A 12,810-nucleotide genomic window follows, 5' to 3' on the forward strand; every position below is an offset into this window, starting at 1 on the left:
AGGTTGGCTCTAGGCCGAGGCCGATCCGCCCGGCTGTTCCACTATCAATTTTTGTCCCGATACCACGCCACGATGTAAATCACCATGGCCGCGGCCAGGCCCAGCAACACCCAGATCACCAGCCCCTGGTCGATCCACGCGCCCGTCGGCGGCGAACCCGGAAGGAAGTTGCGCAACGGCACCACCGCGAACAGCATCGCGGCATACCAGGTGCCGAACGGCGGCACGAATGCCCGGCGCTGGGTGACCATTTGGATGGCAACGAACATCGCCAACGCCGGCAGCGTGATCAGCACCAGGCAGATTCCGATGTCAAAGAAAAGCGGTCCGGTGGCCCGGCTCAATTTGATGATCACCGCGTCGGCAGGGTCGTTCGGGTCGTCCCCGACGCGTTCTAGAGAGACATCGAAGCCGTCGACCACGCCATCCACTTCGACGCGAGCGTTCTCGTAGTGCAGGGACTCGCCCGCCCCGGCGAGCCACTGAACCCGGATGGGGTCGGTGGTGTAGGTGTCAAAGGGCCAGTGCAGGGGATCGCCCCGAGCCTCCACTGTCGCGTCGTATGGTTGCGGCGCTTGATCTTTCGGATATTGCAGTTCCCCCAGATCCTCTTGCGACGGAAACCGCACCGCGGTGTCGGCAGTCAATCGGTGCAGGCGTGGATTCAGGATCGTTGCGTCGGGTTTCAACAACACCTTCATGCCGAGGCGTTGCTCCGTGGTGTTCAGATCCTGTAGGTGCAGCACGACCACCGTTTCGGCGGTTGTGTGGGGATCCACCTTGGGGAGCGGCGGCTGGGCAAACCAGTGGTAGCTCAGTATCAAGAGAATCCAGGCCAGCGCGACACCGACGATGATCGACGTATCGAGCACGAGGTGCTGACGCACCGACATGTGCCTGTGATCAGACTGCACTTGCCCCGGTTTGGCCGGTGCCGGCTCAGGGTCGGCAGGCGACTCGCCGCCCGGCCGCGCATCTACCGACACGAGGTCAGATCGTAGCAACCGGCGGGCTTGCGGACGGCCGTCTCGTCAGACCACCGCTACCCGTCTTCTTGGTTGGCGGGATCCGCCACGCAGCGAAATCCGATGTGAGTGGTCGCGCTGTCCTGGGATTGCGGCGAACGCGCGGCCGGCCGGTAGCGGTGGCAGTACTCCGGCGCGCACAGGTGTGACCCCCCCTTGAGGGTCTGATTGACAGTCGGATCTGGGCGGCCAGACGGCGTGCAGCAGCCCTTCGGCGGTTGGTCAGGCCGGTGATGTCCGAAGAACTCGGTCGTCGTCCATTCCCACACGTTTCCGATCATGTCGGTCAGCCCAAATGCGTTCGGCGGAAAGGTGTCGACGGGCGAAGTCCCCACCCAGCCGAGCGCACCGTCGTTGCGGTAGGGGAACTTGCCCTGCCACGTGTTGGCCATCAGCCGGCCATTGGGCTGCGGATCGTCACCCCAGGCGTAATCCGAGGTGCTGCCGGCCCGCGCCGCATATTCCCACTCGGCCTCGGTGGGCAACCGCCGCCCAGCCCAGCGGGCGTAGGCCGCGGCGTCGGTATACGCCACCTGCACCACGGGGTGGTCGGCCTTGTCGGCGATATCGCTGTCCGGGCCGAATGGCTGACGCCAGTGAGCACCTGGCACCCACTCCCACCATTGCCGCCAGTTGCGTAGGTCGACCGGACCCGGCGTGGGTCGGAAGACCAGACCCCCCGGGACCAGGTCCGCGGGATCCGCACCGGGGTAAAGCGCCGGATCGATCTGTTGCTCGGCGACCGTCACATAGCCTGTGGCAGCGACGAACTCAGCGAATTGTGCGTTGGTCACCGGGTGCCGCTCTATCGCGAAGGGGGGCACCGTCGCGGTGTGGATCGGGGCCTCTTCCGGATAAAAGCTTGTAGATCCCATCCGGAAGGTTCCGCCCGGAAGGTCAACCAGTTCGGTCAGCACCTAGTCAGATTGCCGGTACCAGCTCCACATATACAAACCCATCGCCCCGACCAGACCGAACAGCACCCAGAGCACCAGGGCCTGGTCCACCCACGCGCCCGGCTGGGGTGCGCCGGGCAGGAACGTGCGTATGGGTATGACCGCGAACAGCATCGCGGCGAACCAGGTGACGAACGGCGGCGCGAATTTCCGCTTGCCCAATGCGATCTGGGTCGCCACCGCGAGCGCCAAGGTGGGCAACGCGAAAAGGACCAGCAGCAGCCCCAGGTCAAAGATCAGCGGGGTCTTCGACCTGCGCAGGGTAATGATGACGTCATCGCGGCTGTCCGGGTTATCGGTGTCCGCGGGATCATGGACACGCGTGACCGTAGCGTCCCAATTCTCCAACTTCCCGGTCACTTCCACGCGCGCAGGGATGTACTTGCGATCGTCGCCTTGCCCCACGAGCACATCGGCGGAGATGGGGTCGGTGCGATAGGAGTCAAACGGCCAGGTGGCGGGACTACCGTGCGCCTCGAGTGTGGTGGACACCTGCGCCGGCGATTTTCCCGCCGGATAGAGCAGATCGCCCAGGTCGTTCTCCGGGTAGAAGCGGACGGCGGTGTCGGTCTTCAGGACTTGGAGACGCTTGTCGTACATGTCGTCCTCGGGGATCACCAGCACCTTCACCGAGAGACGCGGATTCGGGCTGGTCTTCATCTCCTCCAACCGGACCACCACGACGGTGTCTTCGACAGTGCCCAAATCCGGCGGCGGAAGCGCATCCCCGGACTTGGACAACAGGTGGAAACCGAACAGCGACAGGCAGTAGACGGTAAGGAAGCCCAACACAATCGCCAGCACGACCAAGCCGCGAGGCGCACCGCGGCGGGGCGGTGGCGCGGTATGTTCGACAGCCTCAGAAAACGGTGTTGAGGATGAAGCCGGTGAAGGTGGTGGAGGCGGAGCACTAGCGGTCATCGGTCAACCAGCCCATCGCTCGTGAAGTCTGTTGGTAGATGCAAATGCCCGATGCGATGGTAGCGGACCCTTACCGCCCGCGCGAGGGTGCGATCAATCTCAAGCGTTTGACCATCAGCCCGCCAGCCCGTCGATGCGGATCAAGAGCAACGAATCACTGTTTGTCGAACCATATTTCGGACCACAGGACCCAACGCTCAGGTCTTCTTCTTTCGATCCCGGTGCCACGCGAGGACATAAAGGAACATCGCAACGACGAGCGCGATCAACACCCACAACACCAGCGCCTGGTCGATCCACGAGCCCTGCGGCGGCGAGCCCGGAAGAAAGTTGCGCAGTGGGACGATGGCGAACAGCATCGCGGCGAACCACGTTGCAAACGGCGGTAGGAACGGGGCCTTACCCGACACCATCGGGATGGCCACCCACAGTGCGAGTGTGGGCAGCGCGACCAACACCAGGCATATTCCGGCATCGAAGATGAGCGTGCCCTTGGCCCTGTGCAGCGTGATGACCACGTCGTCGGCGCTGTTCGGGTCCGGATTGTCCGAGTCGTGGACGCGGGTGACGGTGGCGTCCCAACCTTCCAACGCCCCCACCACCTCGACGCGAGCAGTATCGACGTGGCGGTCTTTGCCCTGACCGGTGAACACATCAGCCGAGATGACATCCGTCGTGTACGTGTCGAATGGCCAATTGGCCGGAGTGCCGCGGGCTTCGATGCTGGTTGCGACCTGTCCGGGAACCTTTCCCACCGGGTACTGCAAGTCCCCCAGGTCGTTGGCCGGGTACAGACGCACCACGGCATCGGTGGTCAGATCACCAAAAGTCTTGTCGTACAACGATTCCTTGGGATAGACGAGAACGCTCACCGACAGCCGGTCCGCTACGGGCTTGAGCTCGCCGAGGCGCAACTGCACGATCGTGTCGTCTGCCGAATACTTGCTGATGTCGACCGGCGGCAACGGAAGGCCGGATCTGCCCAGCAGGTGCACGCCAACCAGGGACAGCGCATAGACCACGAGGAAGGCCAGCAGCAGCCCGACGGTGGTCAGCATGCGGCTTCGTCGCGATCCGGGTGGCGTTTGGGTCACGTCGGCGGTCACGGGGGGGTTTTCGCCTTTCACGGTATGACGACGCCGAAGTCTTGCAGCAGGACCGCCTTTGCCGCCCCGAAGTCGGCTGTGTCAGCAGGTGCCTCGACGTGGATGGTCACCAGGAAGTGGTTGGTGTTGGTCCGGATGTGGGTGATGCGGTCGGCGAAGTCGATCCTGGTTGATTCACCGCGCAGGATCCCGCTCAGTATCTCGCTGCTGTAGCCGCAGAACTGTGCGCCGGTGACGACGAACTTCAGGCGTTGCATCGCACCGCCCAGCGCCGCGGTGTAGCGCAGGAATGCGCTTTCCGGCGTGGGGTCAGTCGGTGCAATGCGCACCGTCGCAGACATGGCGTGCGGACCCGACATCACCAGCGCGATATCGCCCGTCCCCTCTTCGGCTGCCCAGCCGTCGGGAACCCTCATGGTGATCCTCGGCGCGGTGGGATCGGCGACGGCAGCGACGATCTCCTCCCCGTCGCCCGGCGTGACGACGCAGCGGGTCGCGTTGGGCGGTATGTGCTGGGAACTGGTCGCCGCGATCCCAGGCACGGGCTCTATTGGATCAGGGCGCGATTGCGCGGTGTCCGATCCGCCGCCGATGTGCTCGCAACCGACGGCCGGCAGCCAGACCAGGACGGCCATCCCAAGGGCGACACGCCACCGTCTCGCTGTCATTCAGTCACGCGAAAAGGCGAGCGCCAGTTCGGTTTCCACGTCCTCGTAGGGCCGACCGGAAAGATCCATCGTGACCTTGGCGATCGTTCCACCGGTGAACACGAAGGGTGGCTTGTAGCGACTGGCCACGCTGGAGCCACCGTTACGTCCAACGGTGATTCCCGCACCCGCCAATCCGAACGTTCCCGGGTGTGTCGTCACGTCGGCGAGCGTGCCGACCGGATTGTGATCGAAGTAGAGCGTGAGGTCGCCAAGTGGCGTGTGGCTGTTGGCCACGGTCCCCGTGCGGTTGTACCGCACACCCAGTAGGTGTCTGCCCAGCGGGACCGGAGCATCCGACGAGACCAGCTGCTGACGCTCCCCGAGGAAGTTGTACACGTAGTGCAGGCGCCCGTCCTGGATGAACAGGACGTGCCCTCCGTGTGCGCCGCCCTGCTTGAACAACACGCCTTCGGCGCCGGTGGTATCGACGGTCACGTCGGCCACGAGAGCAAAGGACCGCCCGCGAATTTCGGGCGCGGCGCCGATGCCGACATCGGCGCAGTTCGGGTAGTAAACGTAGCTGGCTCGTTCGGTGACCAGGTAGGGCCGCTTCCGGGTCAGCGTCTCGATGATGTTCAGATCAGACAGCGGCAGGCCGTTGTACTTGGCGGCCTCGGAAAACCACAGTGCCTTGAGTTCCTCCAACTTGTCCGGGTACTCGGCGGCCAGGTCGTGGCTTTGGCTACGGTCGCGCTCGATGTGGAACAGCTCCCACCGGTCGGCTTCGAAGTGCTTCCACCCGGAGGGTGTAGCCGCGTGCACGGTGTTGGCGAACCAGCCCTGGTGCCAGATCCCCCGGGTTCCCAGCATCGTGTAGAACTGCGTCGTCTTTCCGGTGTCGGCTGCCGGATCATCCAGGGCCGCTTTGAAACTCACACCGTCAAGTGGCTTCTGCGGAATCCCCTTGACGGTCTCCGGCGGGGTCATACCGAGCAGGTCGTAAACGGTCGGGGTGATGTCGCTGACATTGACGTAGTTGTCCCGGATTTCACCTCGGGCCGCAATTCCGTTGGGCCAGGAGATGATCGCCGGATCAGCGATGCCGCCTTCGTGGGAGGCGTAACGCTTGAACAGCTTGTAGGGCGTGTTGAAGGCCATCGCCCAACCGATCGGATAGTGGTTGTAAGTCTGCGGCCCACCTAAATGGTCGAACAGCTTCATGCTCTCTTCGACGGTGTCGATGTAGCCGTTGAAGAACTTGCCTTCGTTCACCGATCCGTTCGGCCCACCCTCGCCGCTGGCCCCGTTGTCGGAGATCACCACGATGATGGTGTTGTCGAGCTGACCCGATTCCTCGAGGTAGTCCAGGATGCGGCCGATCTGCGCGTCGGTGTAGCTCAGGAAGCCGGCGAACACTTCGGCCATGCGACTGAACAACTTCTTCTCTTCGTCGTTGAGCGAGTCCCAGGGCCGCACCGTGTCCTGCAGCGGCCACGACTCGCCGTTGGGCCCCTTCACGTCGAGATAGGGGTTGACGGGCGAAAGCTCGGTGTCCGGCGGGACGAGCCCGAGCTCCTTCTGCCTTTCCAGCACGATCTCCCGGTACTTTTCGTAACCCATGTCGAACTTGCCGGCGTACTTGTCGGCCCATTCCTTGAAGACGTGATGCGGGGCGTGGCCGGCGCCGGGGCATACGTAGCTGAACCACGGCTTGTCCGGCGCGATCACCTTCGCGTCGCGAATGAACTCGATCGCCTTGTCCGCCAAGTCTTTTGACAGGTGATAGCCGTCCTCGGGAGTGCCGGGCGGAGTCACCGGGTGGTTGTCGTACACCAGGTCGGGATACCACTGGTCGGTCTCCCCGCCCAGGAAGCCGTAGAACCGCTCGAATCCCCGCGAGGTCGGCCAGTGCCGCTTGGTCGCCGCCATGCTGGACTCCTCCAGCGGCGTCAGATGCCACTTGCCGATGCAGTAGGTGTTGTACCCGCGTTCGTTGAGCACTTCACTCAGCAGCGCGGTTTCGAAAGGAATGCGGCCGTGGCAGTTAGGGAAGCCGTCGGTGAACTCTTCGATGGTGGCCATGCCGACGGTGGTCGCGTTGCGACCGGTCAGCAGTGATGCCCGGGTCGGTGAGCAAAGGGCGGTGGTGTGGAATTGCGACAGGCGTACGCCGCGTTCGGCGATACGCGTCATCGCCGGCATCTCCACCAGGCCGCCGAAACAGTCCCAGGTGGCTATTCCGGTGTCGTCCCAGACCACGTACAGGACGTTGGGCGCATTCTCCGGCGCAGTCGGCGCGGCGTACGGCCCCCAATCGGGCTCCGAATCGCGAATATCCAGTTCGATCTTGCCCTGAAACTCCGTCGACCCCGGCTTCTCAGCCATCTCCCACCAACCTCATTCCCGTGATGGACTTACCGAACGTCCGTGGACATTACACGCGACGGAGCCAAAAAAGCTGAGGATTTCTATAGTGCCCGCTATGCGGTTCGGGTCAGCTACACCGGAACCGCGGGTGCGCGGTGTGGGGTCGGCGTGTAGTGCGCTGCGTCAGTGACGAATTCGGGCTTGCCGTACGTCGCCAGGCGCAGCTTGAGCAGTCCGATGACATACGCGTCGACGACATCGGCAAGCACGGGGATGCGACTGGCCTGGCTCACCACAGTGAAGCGTCCGATGATAAAGGGCGCGGTGAGAGCGACGCGGATCAGATCCATTGACCCCAGTGACACGCCCATCGCTTCGGCGATCTCGCGGTCGCCGTTGCAGAAGGTGCGCACGAATGTCAGCTTGCTGAAACTCTTCTCGACCGCGTCGGCGCACCGGTCGAACAACGAGTCGTTGGGCCGCAGATATGCCGCCATCGTGCCCTCGACGAGTTCCCGGCAGATGTCGTCGAACCCGTCGCGCAGCAGGGCCGCGCGCGCATGCATGACGTGGATGATGTCGTCGGGTTCCGACGGCAACAGCTCCGGGGGCAGACCCAGCAGAAAGCAGCGATACCTGGCGAACTCGACGACGGCCCGTTCTTGCTTGGTGAACTTCGTTCGCCCTTGCTGGCGCGCCCGGCGGGCCAACAGGTACTGGCCGATCATTCCGGCGGGCATCTGATCGACCTGCGGCACTGGCATGCCGTAGATGGAAACGTCCCATTTGTCGGATTTCTTCAGCGCGTTGTAGCGCACCATCGAATGCATCAACCGGACCATGGCGGCGGCCTCAAAACCGGGGCCATACCGGTCGAGCGCACCGGGCAGGGTGGTGACGGCGAAGAAGCTGGCCGTCTCGTTCACGCGCCGCGCGGCCCGCTTGCCGGTGAGCGCGCCGGTGAGGGCCATCGGCAGAGCGGCGTAGGTATTCATGAACGTCGCGATGAAGGCCCCTCGGATGATGAAGGGCGCCAGCAGCGCCGATGGGATGCGTTCCTGTCGAGCGCCTTCGCGTACCAGGTCGAAGTCGATCCACTCGGGGGTGTCTTCCATCGCAGCGATGAACGACGCAAGTTCCGGCGGCGCGTCCGGCACCGCCTCGACTCCCTCGCGGCACGCGGTCTTGAGCATGCCGATCAATTGCGAGACGCTGTATTTACCCATAAGGGCCGCATAGGGATCCGCCACCACATCGCCGAGCATGGTGGCAGTGCTGATCAATTCGAGGACCCGCTCGTCCTCCAGAATGGTGTCGCGGTCGGCGACCCAGGCCGGCAACGAGGATTCGACGCCGGGCTCGGTGGCCAGTCGCAGCGGCTGCTGCTCGAAATCAAAGTCGCCGTAAAGGCCGGGCTGCAGATCGGATTGGCTTCGGACCCGCTTCGCGAGCTCAGGGTAATACGCAACCATTGCGGCCTTCCGGATAACTAACACTGAGTGAGTTAATACTCACAATCTGTTAGTTATGCTGTCAAGTGTGACTGTGAGCACCCACCGACGGCGGATGACCGCCGAAGGACGGCGCGAGCAGATCCTGGACGTCACCCACGCCATCGTCGACGCCGAAGGGTTCCACGCGGCGACGCCGGCGCGCATTGCGCAAGAGGCCGGCATCAATCGGTCGTTGATCTACCAGCTGTTCGGCGATTTGCCGGCGTTGTTCGTCGCGCTGATCGACCGCGAGGCGGCGTGCGCCGGCGCCCAATTCGCCGAGGCGATCGAAGGATTGGGCGAACCGAGCGCGGACAACCAGCCACTGGTTCGGGCATTCGACGGGGTGCTGGCCGCCATCGAGGCTCACACGGCGACCTGGCGGCTGTTCCTTTTCCCGCCCCAGGGCGCTCCCCCGCAGTTGCACACCCGACTGGCCCAGTCCAAGGACTTGGTGTGTGAGTTCCTGCGGAGTGAGTTGCTGCGCATCTATCCCCAACTCCACGACCCCGACTACACCGCGCGCATTCTGTACGCCTCGGGTCTGGAACTGCTGCAACTCCGCCTGAGCGATCCGGAGACCGCGACGCTGGAACGGTTGCGCAACTTCGTGCATCGCATCGGCCCGGAGCTCACCGGGCGGCCCAGTAAAGCCCAGTAAATAAGGTGAGCAGACGCATAAGCCCCCGATTTCGGTCCGAAACGGGGGCTGAGCGTCTGCTCGCGAGAGCTACTTGACCGCTACTTGGCCTTCTCGAGAATCTCCACCAACCGCCAGCGCTTGGTCGCCGACAACGGCCGGGTCTCCATCAGCGAAACGCGGTCGCCGATACCGGCGATGCTGTTCTCGTCGTGCGCCTTGACCTTCTTGGTGGTGCGAATGATCTTGCCGTACAAGGGGTGCCGCATACGGTCTTCCAACTCGACCACGATGGTCTTCTGCATCTTGTCGCTCACGACGTAACCGATGCGCGTCTTGCGCCGACCGCGCGGCTTCGGGTTGGCCGGGGTGTGCTTGGGGCCCTTTTCCTTTGCGGGTGCGTCCGCGGCCGCCTTGGTCGCCGCCTGCTTCGGAGCGGCCTTCGCGGGAGTCTTAGCCTCTGCCATTACGAATCCTTACCATCGCCTTCGCCATCGGTACCGTCCGGCCCGGAAGCCAGACCCAGCTCTCGTTCGCGCAGCACCGTGTAGATACGCGCGATTTCGTGACGCACCGTACGGAGCCGGCGGTTGTTGGTGAGCTGGCCGGTGGCCATCTGGAAGCGCAGGTTGAACAGCTCTTCCTTGGACTCGCGCAACCGCTCGATCAGCTCTTCGTCGGTAAGCTCACGCAGTTCGCCAGGGGAAATTCCCACTGCCATCAGAACTGCTCCTCTCGGGTGATGATGCGTGCCTTGATCGGCAGCTTGTGGATCGCGCGGGTGAGCGCGGCCCGGGCAATCGCCTCATTGGGGTAACTCAGCTCGAACAGCACCCGGCCGGGCTTGACATTGACCACCCACCACTCCGGCGAGCCCTTACCCGAACCCATCCGGGTCTCGGCAGGCTTCTTGGTCAGCGGCCGGTCCGGGAAGATGTTGATCCACACCTTGCCGCCACGCTTGATGTGCCGGTTGATGGCGATACGAGCGGACTCGATCTGCCGGTTGGTGACGTATGCGTGCTCGAGCGCCTGGATCCCGTAGTCGCCGAAGTTCACCGAGGTGCCGCCACTGGCGATACCGCGCTGGCGGGGATGGTGCTGCTTGCGGTGTTTAACCTTGCGGGGAATCAACATGATTCAGCTCTCCGTGCTCTGCGCTTCAACGGCCGACCCGGCGGCTTCGGGAGCGGCGGCGGCTTCGTCACCGCCGGCGGCCCGGCCGGCGTCGGTTCCGGTCGCCGTGGTGCCGGACGCACCGCTGCGACGCGGACGGGTGCCCGACGGACGCTCACGACGCGGACGGTCGGCGCCCGCGGGCGCGGCGGCGGCCAGTTCGCGCTTGCCACCGACGATGTCGCCCTTGTAAATCCACACCTTCACGCCGATACGGCCGAAGGTGGTCTTGGCCTCGTACAGGCCGTAGTCGATGTCCGCCCGCAGCGTGTGCAGCGGAACGCGGCCCTCGCGGTAGAACTCCGACCGGCTCATCTCGGCGCCGCCGAGGCGACCCGAGCACTGCACCCGGATGCCCTTGACGTTGGGCTGACGCATCGCCGACTGGATGGCCTTGCGCATCGCACGACGGAAGGCCACGCGGTTGCTCAGCTGCTCGGCAACGCCCTGGGCCACCAATTGTGCTTGCGACTCGGGGTTTTTCACCTCGAGGATGTTGAGCTGCACCTGCTTGCCGGTGAGCTTCTCCAGATCCGCGCGAATCCGGTCGGCCTCGGTGCCACGGCGACCGATCACGATGCCGGGACGGGCGGTGTGGATGTCAACGCGCACCCGGTCGCGGGTCCGCTCGATCTCCACGTCGGCGATTCCCGCGCGCTCCAGTCCGGACGACAGCAACCGGCGGATCGCGACGTCCTCCTTGACGTAGTCCGCGTACTGCTTGTCGGCGTACCAGCGGGACTTCCAGTCGGTGGTGATACCCAGCCGGAAACCGTGCGGATTGATCTTCTGGCCCACTAGTCTGAGCCTCCCTTCGCCTCAGAAGTCTCAGAACTCTTCGCGGGTGCTTTCTTGGCGGGAGCCTTTGATGCCGGAGCCTTCTTGGCGGCGGCCTTGCTCCCCTCCGCGCGGCGCGCCCGTGAGGACTTCGCCGACTTCTCGTTCTTGGGCGGACGGCTCTCCACCACCACCGTGATGTGGCTGGTGCGCCGGCGAATCCGGAAGGCGCGCCCCTGGGCACGCGGGCGGATGCGCTTGGCGGTCGGACCCTCGTCGGCGTAGACGGTGGCCACCACCAGGGTCGCCGGGTCCAGGCCGTTGTTGTTCTGCGCGTTGGCCGCGGCGCTGGCGATCACCTTCGCCAGCGGTTCACTGGCGGCCTGCGGCGCCCAGCGCAGAATGTCGAGCGCGTCCGCCACCGACTTGCCGCGTACCAGGTCGACCACCCGGCGCGCCTTTCTCGGCGACACCCGCACGAAGCGTGCCTTGGCTGTCGCAGAGGGATATTCAGTAGCCGTACTCATCGCCTCTTGCTCTTCCGGTCGTCCTTGATGTGTCCCTTGAAGGTGCGCGTCGGCGCGAACTCACCCAGCTTGTGACCAACCATCGCCTCGGTGACGAACACCGGGACATGCTTGCGCCCGTCGTGCACAGCAAAGGTGTGGCCGATGAAGTCCGGAATGATTGTCGACCGGCGCGACCAGGTCTTGATGACCTGCTTGGTGTTCTTCTCGTTCTGCGCGTCGACCTTCTTGAGCAGATGGTCGTCGACGAACGGGCCCTTCTTCAGGCTGCGTGGCATTGTTGGCTACTCCCTCGACTCACATGCCTGGCGCTAGCGCCCGTGCTTCTTGCCGGTGCGACGGCGACGGACGATGAGCTTGTTGCTCGCTTTGTTCGGCTTGCGGGTACGGCCTTCCGGCTTGCCCCACGGGCTGACCGGGTGACGGCCACCGGATGTCTTACCCTCACCACCACCGTGCGGGTGGTCGACCGGGTTCATCACCACACCGCGGACGGACGGGCGCTTGCCCTTCCACCGCATACGACCGGCCTTGCCCCAGTTGATGTTCGACTGCTCGGCGTTGCCGACCTCGCCCACCGTTGCGCGGCAGCGCACGTCGACTCGGCGAATCTCGCCGCTGGGCATCCGCAGCGAGGCGTAGCTGCCCTCCTTGCCGAGCAACTGGATGCTCGACCCGGCCGAGCGCGCCAGCTTGGCGCCACCGCCCGGACGCAACTCCACGGCGTGCACCAAGGTACCCGCGGGGATGTTGCGCAACGGCAGGTTGTTGCCGGGCTTGATGTCGGCGTTGGCGCCGCTCTCCACCACGTCACCCTGCGAAAGTCCGTTCGGGGCAATGATGTAGCGCTTCTCCCCGTCCAGGAAGTGGAGCAACGCGATGCGTGCCGTGCGGTTCGGGTCGTACTCGATGTGCGCGACCTTGGCGTTGACACCGTCTTTGTCGTTGCGACGGAAGTCGATCACCCGGTAGGCCCGCTTGTGGCCGCCACCCTTGTGCCGGGTGGTGATGCGACCGTGCGCATTCCGGCCGCCATGACCGTGCAGGGGGCGAACCAACGACTTCTCCGGGTGTGAGCGAGTGATCTCGGAGAAATCGGACACGCTCGCGCCACGACGACCGGGGGTGGTCGGCTTGTACTTGCGAATTGCCATGTCTAATCAGATCTTTCT

General features: G+C 64.3%; 15 protein-coding genes. 1 reads left to right on the plus strand and 14 read right to left on the minus strand.

Annotated features, from left to right (window positions below):
• Window positions 1-44 precede the first annotated feature (44 nt).
• From BST27_RS05500 to BST27_RS05530, 7 genes are all read right to left on the minus strand, one after another.
• Window positions 45-986 (minus strand): DUF4436 domain-containing protein, encoded by a 942-nt coding sequence (locus tag BST27_RS05500; RefSeq protein ID WP_232007172.1) that lies wholly within the window; start codon window positions 984-986, stop codon window positions 45-47.
• A gap of 56 nt (window positions 987-1,042) precedes the next feature.
• The gene (locus BST27_RS05505; protein WP_069417605.1) at window positions 1,043-1,942 is read right to left on the minus strand and encodes a formylglycine-generating enzyme family protein; all 900 of its coding nucleotides are present in this window, start codon (window positions 1,940-1,942) and stop codon (window positions 1,043-1,045) included.
• Window positions 1,943-2,902, minus strand: coding sequence for a DUF4436 domain-containing protein (locus BST27_RS05510; protein WP_069417606.1), 960 nt, complete (start codon window positions 2,900-2,902; stop codon window positions 1,943-1,945).
• A 197-nt stretch (window positions 2,903-3,099) separates the two neighbouring features.
• Window positions 3,100-4,029: a DUF4436 domain-containing protein gene (locus BST27_RS05515; RefSeq protein WP_372515489.1), complete on the minus strand. Its 930-nt coding sequence runs from the start codon at window positions 4,027-4,029 to the stop codon at window positions 3,100-3,102.
• Window positions 4,026-4,676: a hypothetical protein gene (locus BST27_RS33520; protein WP_232007173.1), complete on the minus strand. Its 651-nt coding sequence runs from the start codon at window positions 4,674-4,676 to the stop codon at window positions 4,026-4,028. Before BST27_RS33520 ends, BST27_RS05515 begins: the two co-directional genes overlap by 4 nt.
• Window positions 4,677-7,043, minus strand: coding sequence for an arylsulfatase (locus tag BST27_RS05525; protein ID WP_069417607.1), 2,367 nt, complete (start codon window positions 7,041-7,043; stop codon window positions 4,677-4,679).
• 113 nt (window positions 7,044-7,156) lie between these two features.
• A complete protein-coding gene (locus BST27_RS05530; RefSeq protein ID WP_069417608.1) occupies window positions 7,157-8,497 on the minus strand; it encodes an oxygenase MpaB family protein in 1,341 nt (446 codons plus the stop codon).
• 94 nt (window positions 8,498-8,591) lie between these two features.
• Here BST27_RS05530 and BST27_RS05535 point away from each other — a divergent pair, with 94 nt between their 5' ends.
• Complete coding sequence (locus BST27_RS05535; protein WP_069417609.1) at window positions 8,592-9,179, plus strand: TetR/AcrR family transcriptional regulator; 588 nt, start codon at window positions 8,592-8,594, stop codon at window positions 9,177-9,179.
• A gap of 80 nt (window positions 9,180-9,259) precedes the next feature.
• Here the strand turns inward: BST27_RS05535 and rpsQ are convergent, their stop codons facing one another.
• The 7 genes from rpsQ to rplB are packed head-to-tail and all read right to left on the minus strand — an operon-like array spanning window position 9,260 to window position 12,792.
• On the minus strand, window positions 9,260-9,625 hold the full coding sequence (gene rpsQ / locus BST27_RS05540; protein WP_069417610.1) for a 30S ribosomal protein S17: 366 nt from the start codon (window positions 9,623-9,625) through the stop codon (window positions 9,260-9,262).
• Complete coding sequence (gene rpmC / locus BST27_RS05545; protein ID WP_069417611.1) at window positions 9,625-9,879, minus strand: 50S ribosomal protein L29; 255 nt, start codon at window positions 9,877-9,879, stop codon at window positions 9,625-9,627. Before rpmC ends, rpsQ begins: the two co-directional genes overlap by 1 nt.
• Window positions 9,879-10,295 carry a 50S ribosomal protein L16 gene (gene rplP / locus BST27_RS05550; protein ID WP_069417612.1) on the minus strand — a complete coding sequence of 139 codons (417 nt, stop codon included), beginning with the start codon at window positions 10,293-10,295 and terminating at the stop codon, window positions 9,879-9,881. The genes rpmC and rplP overlap by 1 nt, the downstream gene beginning before the upstream one ends.
• A gap of 3 nt (window positions 10,296-10,298) precedes the next feature.
• Entirely contained in the window at window positions 10,299-11,132 is an 834-nt protein-coding gene (gene rpsC, locus BST27_RS05555) for a 30S ribosomal protein S3 (RefSeq protein WP_069417613.1), read from the minus strand.
• A complete protein-coding gene (gene rplV, locus BST27_RS05560) occupies window positions 11,132-11,638 on the minus strand; it encodes a 50S ribosomal protein L22 (protein WP_069417614.1) in 507 nt (168 codons plus the stop codon). The genes rpsC and rplV overlap by 1 nt, the downstream gene beginning before the upstream one ends.
• Entirely contained in the window at window positions 11,635-11,916 is a 282-nt protein-coding gene (rpsS, locus tag BST27_RS05565; protein ID WP_003925848.1) for a 30S ribosomal protein S19, read from the minus strand. Before rpsS ends, rplV begins: the two co-directional genes overlap by 4 nt.
• Before the next feature lie 33 nt (window positions 11,917-11,949).
• Complete coding sequence (gene rplB / locus BST27_RS05570; RefSeq protein ID WP_069417615.1) at window positions 11,950-12,792, minus strand: 50S ribosomal protein L2; 843 nt, start codon at window positions 12,790-12,792, stop codon at window positions 11,950-11,952.
• Window positions 12,793-12,810: the final 18 nt, after the last annotated feature.

Source organism: Mycobacterium intermedium, from assembly GCF_002086275.1.
GTDB lineage: Bacteria > Actinomycetota > Actinomycetes > Mycobacteriales > Mycobacteriaceae > Mycobacterium > Mycobacterium intermedium.

Coding starts and splice junctions, on each gene's coding strand:
- BST27_RS05510 (WP_069417606.1), bottom strand. CDS start 2,902: ATGACCGCTAGTGCTCCGCCTCCACCACCTTCACCGGCTTCATCCTCA.
- BST27_RS33520 (WP_232007173.1), bottom strand. CDS start 4,676: ATGACAGCGAGACGGTGGCGTGTCGCCCTTGGGATGGCCGTCCTGGTC.
- BST27_RS05525 (WP_069417607.1), bottom strand. CDS start 7,043: ATGGCTGAGAAGCCGGGGTCGACGGAGTTTCAGGGCAAGATCGAACTG.
- BST27_RS05530 (WP_069417608.1), bottom strand. CDS start 8,497: ATGGTTGCGTATTACCCTGAGCTCGCGAAGCGGGTCCGAAGCCAATCC.
- BST27_RS05535 (WP_069417609.1), top strand. CDS start 8,592: ATGACCGCCGAAGGACGGCGCGAGCAGATCCTGGACGTCACCCACGCC.
- rpsQ (WP_069417610.1), bottom strand. CDS start 9,625: ATGGCAGAGGCTAAGACTCCCGCGAAGGCCGCTCCGAAGCAGGCGGCG.
- rpmC (WP_069417611.1), bottom strand. CDS start 9,879: ATGGCAGTGGGAATTTCCCCTGGCGAACTGCGTGAGCTTACCGACGAA.
- rplP (WP_069417612.1), bottom strand. CDS start 10,295: ATGTTGATTCCCCGCAAGGTTAAACACCGCAAGCAGCACCATCCCCGC.
- rplV (WP_069417614.1), bottom strand. CDS start 11,638: ATGAGTACGGCTACTGAATATCCCTCTGCGACAGCCAAGGCACGCTTC.
- rpsS (WP_003925848.1), bottom strand. CDS start 11,916: ATGCCACGCAGCCTGAAGAAGGGCCCGTTCGTCGACGACCATCTGCTC.
- rplB (WP_069417615.1), bottom strand. CDS start 12,792: ATGGCAATTCGCAAGTACAAGCCGACCACCCCCGGTCGTCGTGGCGCG.